We start from the raw sequence: 16746 nt of genomic DNA, 5'->3' as shown, positions 1-16746 counted from the left end.
AATTGCAATTGCCAGCGCGGCAAGTGCGGAAGATCACACCAGCATGAGTGTGGAAAAACCGAAGCTGGTGGTTGCCATCTCCGTGGATCAGTTCTCATCAGATCTTTTTGCGGAATATCGCAGCACCTTTACCGACGGCTTGAAGCGGTTGACACAAGGCGCGGTTTTTCCTTCCGGTTATCAATCGCACGCCGCAACCGAAACATGTCCCGGCCATTCAACCATTATGACCGGCGCGCACCCCGGACGGACAGGAATCATTGCCAATAACTGGATTGATCTCGACATCAAGCGCGATGACAAGACCGTCTATTGCGCGGAAGACGAGCGGGTGGAAGGCACGAGTTTTGGTGATATCACCGCTGCGACCCAAGGCGATTACGTCGCATCCGCATGGCATTTGCTGGTGCCGACTTTGGGCGAGCGATTAACGAAGATCTCGCCCAAATCGCGCAATGTGGCGGTGGCGGGAAAGGACCGGGCAGCGCTGATGATGGGCGGCAAACAAACGGACGCGATTTACTGGTTCAATGGCAAAAGTTTTGAAACCGCCAAGGGTGGATCGGTGAGCCCGGCGGTCAAATTGGTCAATGATACAATGGCCGCGACTCTGGACAAAGCGCGTCCGCCATTTGGCATTCCAGCGCAGTGTGAAGCACGCAAAGCCAAGATCGCCCATGGCGACGGTAAATCGGTTGGTGATTATGCTTTTGCCAGACCGGAAGGTGGAGCCAGCATGTTCCGCCTCTCACCGGATTATGATGGCGCTATTCTCGCGGCTGCCATGACCGTTACAAGAGACATGAAACTGGGGCAGGGCGAAGCGACGGATGTTCTTTCCGTAGGGCTGTCGGCCACCGATTATGTCGGACATGCTTTTGGCACCGAAGGTCTGGAAATGTGTATCCAGATGAGCGCGCTCGACAAACAGCTTGGCCAATTTTTCTCGGTGCTGGATCAGGCCGGCATAGATTATGTGGCCATGCTTACTGCCGATCATGGCGGTCTCGATCTGCCGGAGCGGGCAACGTTGCAGGGCATGTCTGATGCGCAGCGTGTGGATGCCAAGCTGAATGCCAAAGACATAGGCGCGGCTGTAAAAGCAAAGCTTCGGCTCTCCACCGACAAACCTTTGCTTCACGCCGATGGGCCATTTGGCGACTATTATATCGATCTCTCGTTCGACGCTGCAACCAAGGCCAAAGTGAAAACTGAGGCGATGGCGATGTTCGCCGCCCATCCGCAGGTGCACAGCGTGCTTGACGGCGCTTCACTCAAAGCGATGCCAATGCCAACCGGGCCTGTGGAAGAATGGACAGTCGCCGAGCGCACGCGCGCGTCTTTTCATCCAGATCGGTCGGGCGACTTCTTGGTGGTTCTGAAAAAGGGCGTTACGCCGATTGCCAGTACTGCGCGAGGCTATGTGGCGACGCATGGCAGCCCATGGGATTATGACCGGCGGGTGCCGATAATGTTCTGGCGCAAGGGTATGACGCCGTTTGAACAACCGCTTTCTGTAAAAACGGTCGATATCGCGCCAACACTGGGTGCACTAATCGGGTTGGATATCTCTGGTGAAGGAGTTGATGGCCGTTGTCTTGATCTCGACGCCGGGGAGCATTCAACCTGCAAGTAAGCTAGATCCTGACCTGAGTTAAACTACCGCCGCTCATAGCGCGTCAAGCCGCGGCCCAGATTGTTATTGGCGATGCGCAATTGCTCATTACTCCAGTCGGCTACAAAAAACGTGTTGCGGCTGACGCCTTTGGCCAATGATGCGCTGTTGGAATGAATGTTCAGACCGGCAGAGCTGTGATTACGGCCTTCTGCGGCCACCGCGATAAACGCACTGTAATTTTCTTTGTTTTGGCCTTGCACAAAAACATTATTGCTGATCACGCCGGTGGCTCCGGCTGGCAGGTCGATCATGTAATTGGTCGCGCGGCCCTGGGTGTCATCAAAGCTATTGCCGGTAATCGTGGCGCGGCCCGCGCGGCTTTTTACGTAGTGGCCGCCATTGCCTTTTTCAAAACGCGAGTTGGTTACTTTGAGCGATCCAAAGTCGCCGATATAGATGCTGTGCGCACAAGATAATCCGCGATCACAGCGGCCAAGGCGCTGGAAGGTGGAGCGGTCGATTACGATTTCTGCGCTGGGATCATCGGCGCTCAAGATACCCTGTTCGGAATTCCGGAACAGCGCGTTGGAGATATAAAGATCGCCTTTTTCAATACGGATACCGGCACCGTTACCATCTGGCACGCGCTGATTCTGGAAAATAATACCATCAATGGTTGCCGCTTTGCCGCGCAATACGAGCGCTGCTTTGCCTTCACAAATTCCGCCATCCAAAATGGATTTCCCGGCTACTGCAGCCTTGTAGGTAATTCGACCGGCGGTCTGCACAGCGCAATCGCCATATGCCCCGGTTGCGATAACAATCGTACCATTATTCCCGCCGATGGCTTTAACCGCCTCGCTCAACCGATAAAAACCCTTACCGGTTTCCGCGACCGTGAAAGGCGGGCCAGCGCTCTGAGCCAGGCCCGTTGAACCAATGGAAAGTGCGAGACCTGCTGCAATGAGGGTTTTGACTTTGAACGACACGATAGGAGCTCCTGAAAACAAGCGGGAATATGTGATTTTGCAATAGCCTGTGCAGAATCATCAAACAATTGGATTGTGTAGGCCGTCCCAGATGAATTCATCCTGAGCATGATAGGTTAACAGGTTAAAATCATGCCCTATTCGTTGAGATTGGGACGTAACCACTGCCGCGCTTTATCGAGCGGCACCCCGCGCCGCGTGGCATAGTCCTCAACCTGATCTTCGCTGATGCGTGCCACGCCGAAATAATCCGCGTCGGGATGCGCGAAGTAAAAGCCGGAAACCGCTGCCGTTGGTGTCATCGCAAAGCTCGTCGTCAGTTCAATGCCAGTATTGGCAGTCGCATCCAGCATTTCGAATAATATCGGTTTGAGGCTGTGATCCGGGCAGGCCGGATAGCCGGGGGCTGGTCTTATGCCCTGATATTTTTCCTGGATCAGCGCCTTGCAATCCAGATCTTCATTCGCAGCATAGCCCCATAAATCCTTGCGGACATGCTCGTGCATGCGTTCAGCAAAGGCTTCGGCAAGGCGGTCGCCCAGCGCTTTTAGCAGGATGCTGTTATAATCATCCTTGTCCATTTCAAAGCGCTGGACATGCTCTTCAATACCATGGCCTGCAGTGACGGCAAAACCGCCCATCCAGTCGTCTGATGTGTCGATATAATCAGCCAGACAATTGTTGGTTTTTCCGCCGCGTTTGCTGACCTGCTGGCGGAGCATGGGCAATGCGATTTCTTCATTTTCCGGCGACACAAGGATATCGTCACCATCGCGGCGGGCGCGCCACAGACCCGCAGCACCCTTTGCGGTCAGCCATTTCTCGCTGATAATTTTGTCGAGCATCGCTTGAGCGTCTCGGAATAGGTCGCTGGCGCTTTCGCCAACCACTTCATCGGTGAGGATGGACGGATAGGTACCCGCCAGCTCCCAGGCGCGGAAAAATGGTGTCCAGTCGATGTAATCGCGCAGATCAGCAAGATCCCAGTCTTCGTAGACGTGCAATCCGGGTTTGGCTGGAGCAGGAGCTTTTTTCGCAAAATCAAGCTTGGCTCCATTTGCGCGCGCTCGTTCTAGCGGTTCGAGCTTCTTTGCCGTCTTGCCAGCGCGCGCGATGCGCACCTGCTCATAATCTTCGCGGGTGGCGGCGATAAACGGTTCGGCTTGCGTGTCACTGACCAGTTGCGAGGCGACGCCGACAGCGCGACTTGCATCCAGCACATAGATTGTCGGCCCGGAATAGGCCGGTTCAATCCGCAGGGCAGTATGCGTCTTGGACGTGGTAGCGCCGCCAATCAGCAGAGGCGTTGTCATTTTCGCCCGTTCCATTTCTTCTGCAACCGTGACCATCTCGTCAAGCGACGGGGTGATCAGGCCGGAGAGCCCGATGATATCCGCATCATGCTCTTTCGCGGCTGCCAGGATATCCGTCCATGCTACCATGACGCCCAGATCAATGACTTCAAAGCCGTTGCACTGGAAAACCACACCAACAATATTCTTGCCAATATCGTGCACGTCGCCCTTCACGGTCGCCATGATGATTTTGCCTTTGCCCTTTGCGCCTTCTTCTTTCTCCGCCTCGATATAAGGGAAGAGGTGGGCCACAGCCTTTTTCATCACGCGGGCCGATTTCACCACTTGCGGCAGGAACATTTTGCCGGACCCGAACAAGTCGCCGACCACGTTCATGCCGTCCATGAGCGGGCCTTCGATCACTTCAATCGGACGTCCGCCGCGGTCCTTTACCGCCGCCCGCATTTCTTCAGTATCTTCAATGATATGCGCGTCAATGCCCTTGACCAGAGAGTGTTCGAGGCGTTTGTGCACTTCATAGCCGCGCCATTCCGCCGCCGCTTTCTCAGCAACCACGTCTGTTCCACGGAATTTTTCGGCAAGGGTTATCAGTCGGTCGGTCGCATCATCGCGGCGATCAAACACCACATCTTCGCAATGCTCGCGCAGCTCCGGATCGATATCATCATAAATATCCAGCTGGCCCGCATTGACGATGGCCATATCCATGCCGGCCGGGATCGCGTGATAGAGGAAGACGCTGTGCATAGCTTTGCGCACCGGTTCGTTTCCGCGGAAGCTGAATGAGAGGTTGGAGAGTCCGCCGGAGATATGAACATGCGGGCAGCGCTTTTTGATTTCGGCCGTAGCCTCAATGAAATCCAGCCCATAGCGGCGATGCTCGTCGATGCCCGTCGCAACCGCAAAGACATTGGGATCAAAGATAATATCTTCCGGCGGGAAGCCGATGCCGGTGAGCAATTTATACGCCCGCTCGCAGATTTCGATCTTGCGCTCCTTGGTATCCGCCTGACCGGTTTCATCAAACGCCATCACGACGACCGCCGCGCCATAAGCCATGCAGAGGCGCGCGTGCTTGAGAAACTCTGCCTCGCCTTCTTTCATCGAGATCGAGTTAACAATCGGTTTGCCCGAAACGCATTTTAGCCCGGCTTCAATGACCTTCCATTTGGAACTGTCAATCATCACTGGAACGCGAGCAATATCGGGTTCTGCGGCGATCAGCTTGAGGAAGGTTGTCATCGCCATTTCAGCGTCGAGCAGGCCTTCATCCATATTCACGTCGATAATCTGCGCGCCATTCTCCACCTGCTGGCGTGCGACTTCTACTGCGGCTTCATAATCATCATTGAGAATGAGTTTCTTGAACCGCGCTGAGCCGGTGACGTTGGTACGCTCGCCGATATTGACGAAATTGGTAGAGGAAGCTGTTGTCATTATTCAGATATTTCCGTTCACCTCGAGCAAAGTCGAGAGATTCTTGTGTTTGTGCAATTCGTGTCTCGACTATGCTCGAAACGAACGACAGTTTGTTCGGTTGTTTTCAGGCAGCCATAGTAAATGGTTCGAGACCCGACAATTTGGTCAGGACAGTCGCGGTCGGAATGATCCTTGGTTTCGCGCCCTCGGTCGCCTTGGCAATCGCCGCGATATGCTCAGGCGTCGTACCGCAGCATCCACCAACGATATTCACAAGTCCATCATCAAACCATTCCTGTGTAAGCGCCGCCGTCTGATCGGGTAGCTCATCATATTCGCCAAGTTCATTCGGCAAGCCCGCATTGGGATAAGCCATGATCAGGCAATCGGCTTGCTTGGCCAGCATCGCGAGGTGCGGACGCAGCTGGTCCGCGCCAAATGAGCAGTTGAGGCCAATCGTGACGGGTTTCAGATGCCGCACGGCATGCCAGAAGGCCTCAACCGTGTGACCAGATAGATTGCGACCTGACAAGTCTGTCAACGTCATCGAAATCATCAGCGGCACATCGCGCCCGCAAGCCTCAGCCGCTTCCTGCGCGGCCATCCCGGCGCATTTTGCGTTCAGCGTATCAAAGATTGTTTCGATCAACAGAAAATCAACACCGCCTTCGATTAGCGCATCACATTGTTCACGGTAAACGCCCTTCAGATAATCAAAATCAATCTCGCGATAACCGGGATCGTTGACATCAGGCGAGAGCGAGAGCGTTTTGTTGGTCGGGCCAATGGAGCCTGCGACAAAGCGTTTCTTGCCGTCTTTGGCTTCGGCCTTATCGCAAGCAGTCCGCGCAATTTCGGCTGATTTGATGTTGAGATCGCGGACCAGATGTTCGCAACTATAATCCGCCTGGCTTATCTTGGTCGAGCTAAACGTGTTGGTCTCCACAATATCCGCTCCGGCTTCCAGATAAGCCGTGTGAATGCCTTCAATAATATCCGGACGGGTCAGGCTGAGCAGGTCGTTATTGCCCTTTTGATCATCCGTCAGCTCAAGCATTCCACGATAATCGCGTTCGCCCAATCCGTGGTTTTGTATGGTCGTACCGTATCCGCCATCAAAAATCAGGATGCGTTCTGCAGCAAGCGCGTGCAGCGCTTCACGAGGACTATTCATGCACTCAACTCCTTTGATTGTGCTTCAGGTCGTTTGCCAAGCAAATGGCAGATCGCGTAACTCAACTCTGCCCGGTTGAGCGTATAGAAATGGAATTGACGTACGCCGCCAGCGTATAATTTCCGGCAAAGCTCGGCTGCGACTGTGGCTGCGATTAGCTGGCGCGCGGAAGGATGGTCATCCAGACCGTCGAACAGATCATTCATCCACGCCGGTATTTCCGCCCCGCACATTCCCGCAAACTTCCGCGTTTGCGCGACATTGGAAACGGGTAAAATTCCGGGCACTAATTCGGCATCTATACCCGCAGCACCAGCGGCATCACGAAAACGGAAAAAGGCTTCTGCGGTAAAGAAAAACTGCGTGATCGCCCGGCTGGCACCCGCATCAAGCTTGCGTTTCAGGTTATCAAGGTCCGTCTGCGGACAATTGGCTTCGGGGTGGGTTTCGGGATAGGCCGCAACGGAAATTTCAAACGGCGCAATATCTTTCAAGCCGGCGACCAACTCGGCGGCACTGGCATAGCCTTGCGGATGCGGTTCAAAGGCTTGTCCTTCTGATGGCGGGTCACCGCGCAACGCAACTATATGACGCACACCCGCTTCCCAATAGGCTGTCGCTACTTCCTTGATCTCGTCTTTGCTGGCATCAACACAAGTCAGATGGGCGGCTGCCGGAATATTGGTTTCCTTGGCGATCCGGGCCACCGTTGCATGAGTGCGTTCACGGGTAGACCCACCAGCACCATAAGTTACCGACACAAAACGTGGATTCAGGGGCTCAAGCGTAATCACGCTGTCCCACAAGGTTTGCTCCATTTTTTCCGACTTGGGCGGAAAAAACTCGAATGATACATCGGCATCACCACTTAGTCCGGCGAACAAAGGCACATCCAGTGCACGCTTTGCCTCTTCCAATTCGCTAAACCCCAGTGGCTTGTTTTGTGCATTCATGCGCTAGCTCTTTTCTGTAGATTGGGAACCAATAGGTCAGTCCCGTCGTTTGGATGAATTTTGGTCAGGCCGGTTTTTCGACCGACCCAGATTTTTACACTCAACTCGCCGCCATCCAGCGTTCTGGTCTGGATCAAGTCGAGATGCGCCGCAGTGAACCAGCGTTGCATGCTATCGTCTGAAAAACCGAGCCTGGCGTGGGCGTGCTTGCTTCTCAATTCCTCATGATCGTGAACGGCGAAATCGGCGATGACAAGTACACCATTGTGACCTAGCACCCTGGCTACTTCCAACAACACAGCTTCGGGATGCTGTGCATAGTGAAGAACCTGATGCAGAATAACGCTATCAACATTGGCATCTGGCAACGGAAGATTGTTGAAATCACCGAGCTTGAGTTCAGTCTTTGCCAGCAATTTGGAAGCGTCAGCATTTTCATTTTCGTCGAGGAGTTTAGCGCGCGCAAGCCGGAGCATTTCCGGACTCTTGTCGAGCGCTGTTATTTTTTCAGCTTTCGGACCGAAAACTTCTATCATCCGGCCGGTGCCGGTTCCAATGTCCAGTAAATGTCCGAGATTTGTATCTTTAAGCAGCGCCATCATGGCGTGCTCGACTTCCAGTTCTGCAATATGGAGGGAACGGATCGCGTCCCATTCCTCCGCATGCGCCTCAAAATAGCGCTCTGCCATTTCCGCCCGGGCTTTGCGAACCAATGACAATTGCGCTTCATCTTCAATCGCTTGTTTCGTCTTCGCCACTTTCTCCGAGCGAAAAATCCGCCTCAGAATATCCAGCTCAACCGCTTGTCCCGGACGCAAAAATACCCAGCTGCCCTCTTTGCGCCTTTCCGCCAGTCCTGCCTCGTCGAGTATCTTGATATGACGCGAAATACGGGGCTGGCTTTGATCCAATATTTGTGCGAGTTCGCCGACGGCCAACTCCATTTTGAGCAGCAAGAGTACGATTCGCAGCCGTGTCGGGTCCGCGAGAGCGCGAAAGATTGATAGAATATCGTCCATTTCAGAATCTTATATAAAGAATTCTTTATATCTGGTCAATCAATGAGATTTAAAGGGCTTGATTCCAATAAACGTTATAATTTCGGACAAGAAAATGATCTGCAACCCGGCGTAACAATGTTCGTCATTGCCTTCCGATTCTCATGTCGCTAATTACGCTGCCGCAAGCAGAATAAGAGAAAATCGTCGCTTGTGTGATTTTTTGAGGATTATAGTAAAGGGTTACCCCAATGAAAAAATTTACCACATCATTCGTAATTGCCGCCGCTCTGGGCTTGGCTGCATGTTCTGGAGCCGATAACGCTGCAGATACCGCTGAAGCTGGTGCTGAAGAAGCTGTGATGGACACGGAAGCCGCTGCTGATGAAGCAATGGACTCTGCTGAAGGCGCTGCTGATGCCATGGGCGAAGCAACCGCTGACGCGACGGGCGAAGCCACTGAAGCTGCTGCAGACGCTGCTGATTCTGCCGCAACCGCTGCAGACGCTGCTGCTAACGCCGCTAAATCCGCTGCAGGCGATGCCAAAGAAGCTGTTAAAGCTGAAGCTGGAAAAATGATCGACAAAGGCGCCGCTGCTGCAAAAAAAGCAGTTGAATAAGCCTCGCTTAAATATTTTTAAAAGGGCTGCCTTCGGGTGGCCCTTTTTTTTGCCCTGAGCGGAAAAAGACGCTTTGAATTGCGTGACGACTGCAGCTACAATCGTTTAATGATAATTAAAACACCCCGTTCCATAGCTTTGTGCGCCGCGATATCGGCAACTATGGTGCTAAGCGGATGTGGTCCGGCGCAAAACGACCCGGGCCCTGGCGGCGTTACGGTTGGAGAAGCCAAGGCCCTAGATGAGGCGGCTGAAATGTTGGATGAACGAAATGCGCCGCCGGAACCAATTGATCAGCAGACGTCAAGTCAAGCAATGGCTGAAGGCCAGCCACAGCAATAAACCGGCTCCTCGGTTAAACCTTATCTTTGATGATATCGGGCGATGGCCCGCGTAACCCCTTGCATCATTCTCATCCGTTCAGGAATAGGCGCTGTTGTGTCGCCCATCATTACGGCGACCGCATAGCGTGTGCCATCAGGGGCCGTCATTATGCCCACATCGTTGTAGCCAGTGGAGACTGCTCCGAGAACCTGACCGGTCCCGGTTTTGTGGAGAAACTCCCAACCAGATGGCACGCCCGCCTTCAACCGGTTTGGTCCACTGCGCGTGCGCTTCAAGATGGACTGTAGCAACTGGGTGGAATTTGCCGAGAGCAACTGGCCACGGGCAAGTTTATCCAGCGCATTTACGATAGAGGCCGGCGTAGCCCCGTCGATAGGATCGGCGAGATAGGCGTTGAGCGCTCTTTGCCGGGTTTCGACAGGTACATTGGCGCGCGCGGTGTAGAATTTACGCCCTTCCGAAAGGCTCTGGTTCCATTGCAAACCTGCAATTTGGCTTTGCATCAACCGTTCGCCCGGACCGAATTTAATTTGCCCAAGATTGGTGCGGCGGATGAAGGCATTGACCGCGTCGGGACCCCCCGCGTGCCGCAATAACGCATCATTTGCGGTGTTGTCGCTAGACGCCAGCGCGTTTTCCAGCAAGGTGTAGACGGTTTTGGTTACGGCGCCGCTGCGTTGCACTTCCGCCGCTAGCGGCTGGTGAAAAAGGGTTAAATCTTCGCGGCCAATCCGGATGGGGTCCGATAGCGACGCACGGCCCTGATCGATTTTGTCCAGCATAGCCATCGCCACCCAGAGTTTTGAAACGCTTTGCTGCGGAAACGCCTCGTCCGCGCGGTGGCCAATTTCCCAATTTCCGTCAATCCGTTTCACTGCGATGCCTGTTTTGCCTGGAAACGTGCGCCAAAGCTCGGCAATTTCTCGCTCCAGAGCAGGATTGGGTCGATCGCGGGAGACATCAATCACGGATTGTGGTGGCGGATTATCATATCGGGGAGGCTGTGCATCTTGCTGCCCAACTGGTCGATCATAACTTCCAGATGAGACGCAGGCGGACAAAAGGCCAGAGCAGATAAAAACGACAATTGTACGAAACTGGATCATGGACTTTGTTCTTTTCCCTGTTTTATCGTCTCAGCGTGAACCTTGCAGCCCACATCCCTGATTTGCGCTATAGCTTTACGATAGCAAGCGGCGGTGAACAGAACCAAAACGCAGCTTTGCGATGAACGATTCTAAAGCTGGGACGGAATGTTGAAGTTCCCATGAATTTGGGTCTTCGATTATTTTTTCAACCCAAAGTTGAAGCGCCGCGTTACGGAATAATCTACCAGGTTGACGACCAAGTATGACAGCGCCCACCTGGCTCTATTGAGTAGCGTTTTTCGGGACTTGTGGAGCAGTGGGGTGATTTCAGTTGACTGTTCCCGCAACTCCCTTGCCATGCAGCGGGCATGTTCGGCAAAGTGGGCATCTTCGATGCGGATCATAATCTCAACATTGATGAACAGGCTGCGTAAATCGAAATTGGCAGAGCCGAGATAGACCGCATTGTCGACGACAATCATCTTCGCGTGCAATCTTTTTGGTTGATATTCAAATATTTGCGCGCGGCGTTTTAGTAAATAGCCGTAAAGCGAGCGGCTCGCTCCTATGGTTGCGCCATTGTCGGTTTTGCCAGCCAGCAGCAGCCGACTGGAACCGCCTCTTTTAGACAAGGCTGCAATCCTGCGAAGCAAACCCTGGCCGGGCGAGAAATATGCCATTACCAGATCCAGTTGGCTTCCGGCTTCCAGATCCTTTTTTATCGACCACGCCCAATGACTAAGCCGGTTGCTTGGTCCGCCAATTAAAAGCCGGAAACGATCCCGGTTTTGGCCTTCCCGAGACTGCCAACTACGCACCAATTTCCGCAACATCCGCATATTACCGTTTTCATCGTGAACCCATTGGGAAAGAGACAGATAATATTCTGTGAGCTTTTTGACCCCCGGACCTTCGATTATGAGACCGATGTCAAGCCAACCGTTTTCATTGTGATCCTCATGTTTATCATCAGGATGCTTATCGAAATACTGATCGGCAATATTGAAGCCACCGATTATTGCTTTGCAGTCGTCAGCTATCGCCATTTTTTGGTGATTGCGGACGAAATAACTGGTTGAGAAACGGGGGCTGAAAATCGCGAATTTTCCCCCAGCTTTCCGGAAAACTTCAAAAAACTCTTTCGAGGCACCGTTGGAACCGAAGCTGTCCACCATCAATTGTGCTTCAACACCGCGTTCCATCGCTGCAACTAGACAATCACGGACAAGATCTCCGATGTCGTCTTCCTCAAACATATAGTAGTATAGTTTGAGCGAGTGTTGTGCGCCGTTGATAAGACCAAGCAATGCTTCCAGTCTTTGAGCGGCGCGATAAATCAGTTGCAATTGATTGCCGGCAACATCAAAAATATTACTATCGTCAAAGTTTCTTGCGGGTTTTCCGAGCATATTATGGAACATAGGTGGCGGCGCTGGTTGCCGCAAACTGAAAGATCATCAAGCCATTTGCCAGTCTTCTGATTTGTTGACAAAACCACGACAAAGCTCTAGCTAGACCGCTCTTTCCAGAATTTTGAGAATCAGGAGCGCCTTATGGCTCGCGTCACCGTTGAAGATTGCGTCGATAAAGTTACCAACCGTTTTGATTTGGTGCTGTTCGCGGCCCAGCGTGCGCGCCAGATTTCGGGCGGTGCTGAACTGACGATCGACCGCGACCGTGATAAAAATCCGGTCGTGTCGCTGCGTGAAATTGCAGAAGAAACCGTCAAGCCATCTGATCTGGAAGAGCAGCTTGTCCAATCTCTGCAGAAAGTGCAGATTGACGATGACGATACGCCGGATGAAATCGGTTCGATCAGCCAGTCTGCTGAAGCCCTGCGTTTAACTGCAGCGGCTCCTCCACGCAGTGCCGGTGTTTCTAACGAATATGGTCGGCGTTGATTTTTGCCGACCTGCTTCGTTGAAGCGGTAACAACAAGCTCCATCCTAATCCGGAAGGCTCCTCTGTCTGATACTCAGCCAGACCGATCGTCATGCCCTCATGACCCAGCTGGGGCTGATCGATATATGTTCCAAATATCCGGTCCCAGATCGTCAGGAAAAAACCATAGTTGCTATCCGTCTCTGCGCGGATGATGCTGTGATGCACCCGGTGCATATCGGGCGTTACGATGAACCAGCGCAGCCATTGATCGAGTTTGAGCGGGATTTTCACATTGCTGTGATTGAACATGGCAGAAGCGCTCAATAGCACTTCCAGCGCAAACACGGCCAAAACTGAAGGGCCGATGACGAAAACACAGGCTATCTTATAGACCATCGATAAAAATATCTCGAAGGGATGAAATCGCACTGCTGTTGTTACATCGAAATCGCGGTCTGCGTGATGGACCTTGTGCATATCCCAGAGAAGTGGGATTTTGTGAGTGGCGACATGCTGAATGTAAATCGCCAGATCGAGCAATAGGATTGCAACCAGAAACTCCATCCACACCGGCAGCTCGGTGAATGCAAGAAGTCCCCATTGCCGCTGAAAAGCAATTTCCGCAGCACCAATCATCAGCAGCGGCATCGCGACCCGCAGTAAAGCGGTGTCGATTATGACCATTCCGATGTTGGTGAACCAGCGGTGCGCCTTGGGCTGGGACAGCGACCGGCGCGGAAATGCCAATTCCAAGCCCGCCATTGCGGCAAAAACGCCTGTCAGAATAGCAAAGCGGATTATCGTCTCATAGTGTTCGAAGAAGACCATAGACCCTTTTCGCAGCGCTTTGCCTGTGAAGCAAGGATGCGCTTAGCATGGGAATTTTTTGACCAGGATTTCTTTCCATGCCGTCTGTACATTTATCGTTTTGCGGCGGCTTTCGGGTATTGCCCCAAAGAGCGCGAGCAATTGCTTGCTGTTCATGCTGCCGCTTTTCGCTGGTGGGCAATATAGCGGACTTCCCAATTTCTTGGCCGCCTCATTTTCTGCCTTCACCGCCGCGCCAGAAGCTTTCATCTCATTCATCACTGGCTTTAAGTCTTTAGAGAGCATCGCACCCATGCCTTTCTTCTCCAGAGCGACTGCCTTGGCGTAGAACAACTGTGCGTTCATTGAGGCAGATGCAGCGCTGGCGGAACAAAATACGGCGATTGTGACAATATAGCGAACCTTCATAAAAATACCCTTCCGATCAATATGATGGGAAGGGTATTGGTGATATTTTGATGAACCGGTTTTGAACGGATATATCAAGCGCCCTGTGGTTTGGGATCGCCAAATGGCCCTTTCTTTTTCCGGCCTGCTTTCGGGATGGATGTGCCGACAGCCGGAACCGAAGACGGCTTGATCACATCGCCGCCATCGCGTTCAAACTTGCCGGATTCGAGCAATTTGTTGATCTCGTCGCCCGATAGGGTTTCATATTCGAGCAGCGCATTGGCTAGCAAATGCAGTTGCTTTTCGTTTTTGGTTAAAACATGTTTGGCACGGTCGTATCCGGCGTCGACAATACCGCGAATTTCTGAATCGATCTTTTTCGCAGTTTCGTCAGACATATGGGCGCGCTGTGACTGGGAATAGCCGAGGAATGTCTCGCCCTGCTGCTCTTCATATTGCAGCGGACCCATTTCGTCAGACATGCCCCATTGGGTAACCATATCGCGGGCCAGTTTGGTAGCATATTGAATGTCACCAGATGCGCCGGAAGACACTTTATCATAGCCGAAGATTATTTCCTCCGCGACACGCCCACCCATCGAAACAGCAAGGTTGGCATGCATTTTGTCGCGGTGATAGCTGTAGCTGTCACGCTCCGGCAAACGCATGACCATGCCAAGCGCGCGACCACGCGGGACGATTGTGGCCTTGTGAATAGGGTCTGATGCCGGCTCGTGAACGGCAACGATAGCGTGACCGGCTTCATGATAAGCCGTCATTTTCTTCTCGTCCTCGGTCATTACCATCGAGCGGCGTTCGGAACCCATCATGACCTTGTCTTTGGCGGTTTCAAACTCATCCATCGCGACAAGCCGTTTGCCACGTCTTGCTGCCATTAATGCTGCTTCATTGACCAGATTGGCCAGATCGGCACCTGAAAAACCAGGCGTTCCGCGCGCAATTGTGCGTGCGTCAACATCGGGAGCGAGCGGCACTTTCTTCATATGAACCTGAAGAATTTTCTCGCGGCCTTCAATGTCGGGATGCGGCACCACAACCTGACGGTCAAAGCGGCCGGGACGCAGCAGGGCAGGGTCGAGAACGTCAGGGCGGTTGGTAGCAGCGATGATGATAATGCCTTCATTGGCTTCAAAACCGTCCATCTCGACAAGCAACTGGTTCAGCGTCTGCTCGCGCTCGTCGTTGCCGTTGCCAAGTCCGGCGCCGCGATGACGTCCAACAGCGTCAATCTCGTCGATGAAAACAATACAGGGAGCGTTTTTCTTGGCCTGTTCAAACATATCGCGGACACGGCTGGCACCGACGCCAACGAACATTTCAACGAAGTCCGAACCGGAGATGGTGAAGAAGGGGACACCCGCTTCGCCAGCAATAGCGCGGGCTAGCAGTGTTTTACCGGTACCGGGTGAACCAACCAGCAAAGCGCCTTTGGGAATCTGTCCGCCGAGCTTCGCAAAGCGGCTCGGGTCTTTCAGAAATTCTACTATCTCTTCCAGTTCTTCGCGCGCTTCATCAATCCCAGCGACATCCTGAAAGGTTACTTTGCCCTGTTTTTCGGTGAGCAGTTTGGCTTTTGATTTACCGAAACCCATTGCGCCGGAGCCGCTGCCTTTTTGCATTTGGCGCAAGACGAAGAACGCGACGCCCAAAATCAGCAAGAATGGCAGGGACTGGATCAACAGATATTGCCACAAGCTTGGGCTTTCTTCTGCCTTGCCGCTATATTCTACGCCTTTTTCGTCGAGCAGATTGACCAAAGTGTCATCATTGACCGGTGTGGTGGCAAATTTGTCGCCATTGGTAAGCTCGCCGGTAATCTTGTCCGGCGCGATGGCAACGCTCTTCACACTGCCTTCGGCCACTTTGGCGCGGAACGAAGAATAGCTCATTACCGAACCAGCATCAGTGCTGCTTCCAGCGCCAAACATGGACACTGTGAGCAACAGCGCAACAATAATGCCTGCCCAGATCAGCATGGATTTCATCCAGGGGTTTTCTTTTGGATCCTGTTCGTCGTTCATTTGGCACTATGTCCTATCGATAAATATACTCCACCAAAGATAAGCCTTTTCTGTCAGATGACAATATCGGGGGGCATGTTTTTGCCGATATCAGCCTGAAGTGTTCGTCATCTACGGCAAATATCTCGAAATACTAAGAATTCTGGCGTCTGGGAGCAGGACTAAAAGTCCATTGTTCGCCGCCCTGGCACAATATATTGCCGATGGTGGTCGTCTGGTTCGTGCCCAGAGCTGCTATCGTGCGTTCCAATTGCTCCCCGCGCGGTGAGAGGGCAGGGTCGCAGATATGGATGGCCTTCAAGACCAAACGGCGCTGAATTTCGTGTGGAAAGTCGGTTTTTGCCAGAACACAGCCGGTCTCTGTCTTGCTCAGGTGATCTGCAGCCAGGCCGTCTACCATCCAGTTTAACGCAACCCGCGCGTCTTCAAGCGCTGCGGCACTGTGATTGGCCAGGCTGACATCAAAACCTTCCAACCCGGCAAGAGCATTTCGCACCCGTACACGGTCAAATCCCTGATCCTGATTGGATGGATCATCAATTGGCTCTATTTCATGCGACTGCACAAATTCCACCAGCTGGTTTTTGGTTATGTCCAGCAGTGGCCTGACGATATGTCCTCGCCGGGCACGAATGGCGGACATGCCATCAAGACCGCTGCCGCGCAATATCCGCATGACCAGCGTTTCCAGTTGATCATCGGCATGGTGCGCGGTTGCGAGCCATGCAATATTGGCACGTTCCATCCAGCCGTGCAGCAGACTGTATCGCGCCTTGCGGGCCTCTGCCTGAATACTCCCGCGAATGGGGATGCGGGGGGTCAATATGCTGTGTGAAATTCCGCGCTCGGCGCATAAATTGGCAACAAACAGAGCCTCGTCGCGCGCTTCTCTGCGGAGTTGATGGTCTACCGTTGCTGCGGCTATCCGTTTTGGAAAGGCTTCGTGAGCCAGTAGTAGCAATGCCAGGCTGTCCGGTCCGCCCGATACCGCAAGCCCCAGAATATCATCATTGTTAGCAAAACCGGGCAAGAGACTGACGATAGCAGCATTGAAATGGTCTACTAGCGCCGTGTCATCCATT

At 53.0% G+C, this 16746-nt stretch carries 15 protein-coding genes; 4 read left to right on the top strand and 11 right to left on the bottom strand.

Annotated features, from left to right (window positions below; all coding sequences use genetic code 11):
- Positions 1-43 precede the first annotated feature (43 nt).
- Positions 44-1636 carry an alkaline phosphatase family protein gene (locus HF685_RS07530; RefSeq protein WP_168818990.1) on the top strand — a complete coding sequence of 531 codons (1593 nt, stop codon included), beginning with the start codon at positions 44-46 and terminating at the stop codon, positions 1634-1636.
- A 23-nt stretch (positions 1637-1659) separates the two neighbouring features.
- Here the strand turns inward: HF685_RS07530 and HF685_RS07525 are convergent, their stop codons facing one another.
- The 5 genes from HF685_RS07525 to HF685_RS07505 form a co-directional block, all read right to left on the bottom strand.
- The gene (locus HF685_RS07525) at positions 1660-2607 is read right to left on the bottom strand and encodes a right-handed parallel beta-helix repeat-containing protein (protein ID WP_246218800.1); all 948 of its coding nucleotides are present in this window, start codon (positions 2605-2607) and stop codon (positions 1660-1662) included.
- Positions 2608-2744: 137 nt separating this feature from the next.
- Entirely contained in the window at positions 2745-5360 is a 2616-nt protein-coding gene (gene metH, locus HF685_RS07520; protein ID WP_168818989.1) for a methionine synthase, read from the bottom strand.
- A 106-nt stretch (positions 5361-5466) separates the two neighbouring features.
- The gene (locus HF685_RS07515) at positions 5467-6516 is read right to left on the bottom strand and encodes a homocysteine S-methyltransferase family protein (protein WP_168818988.1); all 1050 of its coding nucleotides are present in this window, start codon (positions 6514-6516) and stop codon (positions 5467-5469) included.
- Positions 6513-7469, bottom strand: a complete 957-nt coding sequence (metF, locus tag HF685_RS07510) for a methylenetetrahydrofolate reductase (protein WP_168818987.1) — start codon at positions 7467-7469, stop codon at positions 6513-6515. The genes HF685_RS07515 and metF overlap by 4 nt, the downstream gene beginning before the upstream one ends.
- Entirely contained in the window at positions 7466-8488 is a 1023-nt protein-coding gene (locus tag HF685_RS07505) for an ArsR/SmtB family transcription factor (RefSeq protein WP_168818986.1), read from the bottom strand. The genes metF and HF685_RS07505 overlap by 4 nt, the downstream gene beginning before the upstream one ends.
- Positions 8489-8718: 230 nt before the next feature.
- Between HF685_RS07505 and HF685_RS16335 the strand changes: the two genes are divergently transcribed.
- On the top strand, positions 8719-9087 hold the full coding sequence (locus HF685_RS16335; protein ID WP_168818985.1) for a hypothetical protein: 369 nt from the start codon (positions 8719-8721) through the stop codon (positions 9085-9087).
- Between the two features lie 36 nt (positions 9088-9123).
- Positions 9124-9429 carry a hypothetical protein gene (locus HF685_RS07495; RefSeq protein WP_168817420.1) on the top strand — a complete coding sequence of 102 codons (306 nt, stop codon included), beginning with the start codon at positions 9124-9126 and terminating at the stop codon, positions 9427-9429.
- Positions 9430-9449: 20 nt separating this feature from the next.
- Here HF685_RS07495 and bla read toward each other — a convergent pair whose 3' ends face one another.
- Together bla and HF685_RS07485 are read right to left on the bottom strand one after the other, a co-directional pair.
- A complete protein-coding gene (gene bla, locus HF685_RS07490) occupies positions 9450-10538 on the bottom strand; it encodes a class A beta-lactamase (protein ID WP_168818984.1) in 1089 nt (362 codons plus the stop codon).
- 179 nt (positions 10539-10717) lie between these two features.
- Positions 10718-11929 carry a phospholipase D-like domain-containing protein gene (locus HF685_RS07485; RefSeq protein ID WP_168818983.1) on the bottom strand — a complete coding sequence of 404 codons (1212 nt, stop codon included), beginning with the start codon at positions 11927-11929 and terminating at the stop codon, positions 10718-10720.
- A gap of 144 nt (positions 11930-12073) precedes the next feature.
- Between HF685_RS07485 and rpoZ the strand changes: the two genes are divergently transcribed.
- Entirely contained in the window at positions 12074-12421 is a 348-nt protein-coding gene (gene rpoZ / locus HF685_RS07480) for a DNA-directed RNA polymerase subunit omega (RefSeq protein WP_168818982.1), read from the top strand.
- On the opposite strand, the gene HF685_RS07475 is transcribed toward rpoZ, so the two are convergent.
- From HF685_RS07475 to tilS, 4 genes are all read right to left on the bottom strand, one after another.
- Complete coding sequence (locus HF685_RS07475; protein ID WP_168818981.1) at positions 12399-13232, bottom strand: sterol desaturase family protein; 834 nt, start codon at positions 13230-13232, stop codon at positions 12399-12401. The two genes, rpoZ and HF685_RS07475, sit on opposite strands and share 23 nt — an antisense overlap.
- 42 nt (positions 13233-13274) lie before the next feature.
- Positions 13275-13640, bottom strand: a complete 366-nt coding sequence (locus tag HF685_RS07470; RefSeq protein WP_168818980.1) for a hypothetical protein — start codon at positions 13638-13640, stop codon at positions 13275-13277.
- Positions 13641-13714: 74 nt separating this feature from the next.
- Positions 13715-15664 carry an ATP-dependent zinc metalloprotease FtsH gene (ftsH, locus tag HF685_RS07465; protein WP_168818979.1) on the bottom strand — a complete coding sequence of 650 codons (1950 nt, stop codon included), beginning with the start codon at positions 15662-15664 and terminating at the stop codon, positions 13715-13717.
- Positions 15665-15797: 133 nt separating this feature from the next.
- Positions 15798-16745 (bottom strand): tRNA lysidine(34) synthetase TilS, encoded by a 948-nt coding sequence (gene tilS, locus HF685_RS07460; protein ID WP_168818978.1) that lies wholly within the window; start codon positions 16743-16745, stop codon positions 15798-15800.
- Position 16746: the final 1 nt, after the last annotated feature.

This window comes from Parasphingorhabdus halotolerans (genome assembly GCF_012516475.1).
In the GTDB taxonomy this organism is placed as follows: Bacteria; Pseudomonadota; Alphaproteobacteria; order Sphingomonadales; family Sphingomonadaceae; genus Parasphingorhabdus; species Parasphingorhabdus halotolerans.
Note: the sequence above shows the minus strand (reverse complement) of the source record. Positions and strands in the feature narration are given on the sequence as shown.

Coding starts and splice junctions, on each gene's coding strand:
- HF685_RS07530 (WP_168818990.1), top strand. CDS start 44: ATGAGTGTGGAAAAACCGAAGCTGGTGGTTGCCATCTCCGTGGATCAG.
- metF (WP_168818987.1), bottom strand. CDS start 7,469: ATGAATGCACAAAACAAGCCACTGGGGTTTAGCGAATTGGAAGAGGCA.
- rpoZ (WP_168818982.1), top strand. CDS start 12,074: ATGGCTCGCGTCACCGTTGAAGATTGCGTCGATAAAGTTACCAACCGT.
- ftsH (WP_168818979.1), bottom strand. CDS start 15,664: ATGAACGACGAACAGGATCCAAAAGAAAACCCCTGGATGAAATCCATG.
- HF685_RS07475 (WP_168818981.1), bottom strand. CDS start 13,232: ATGGTCTTCTTCGAACACTATGAGACGATAATCCGCTTTGCTATTCTG.
- HF685_RS07505 (WP_168818986.1), bottom strand. CDS start 8,488: ATGGACGATATTCTATCAATCTTTCGCGCTCTCGCGGACCCGACACGG.
- bla (WP_168818984.1), bottom strand. CDS start 10,538: ATGATCCAGTTTCGTACAATTGTCGTTTTTATCTGCTCTGGCCTTTTG.
- HF685_RS16335 (WP_168818985.1), top strand. CDS start 8,719: ATGAAAAAATTTACCACATCATTCGTAATTGCCGCCGCTCTGGGCTTG.
- HF685_RS07485 (WP_168818983.1), bottom strand. CDS start 11,929: ATGCTCGGAAAACCCGCAAGAAACTTTGACGATAGTAATATTTTTGAT.
- HF685_RS07470 (WP_168818980.1), bottom strand. CDS start 13,640: ATGAAGGTTCGCTATATTGTCACAATCGCCGTATTTTGTTCCGCCAGC.
- metH (WP_168818989.1), bottom strand. CDS start 5,360: ATGACAACAGCTTCCTCTACCAATTTCGTCAATATCGGCGAGCGTACC.
- HF685_RS07515 (WP_168818988.1), bottom strand. CDS start 6,516: ATGAATAGTCCTCGTGAAGCGCTGCACGCGCTTGCTGCAGAACGCATC.
- tilS (WP_168818978.1), bottom strand. CDS start 16,745: ATGGATGACACGGCGCTAGTAGACCATTTCAATGCTGCTATCGTCAGT.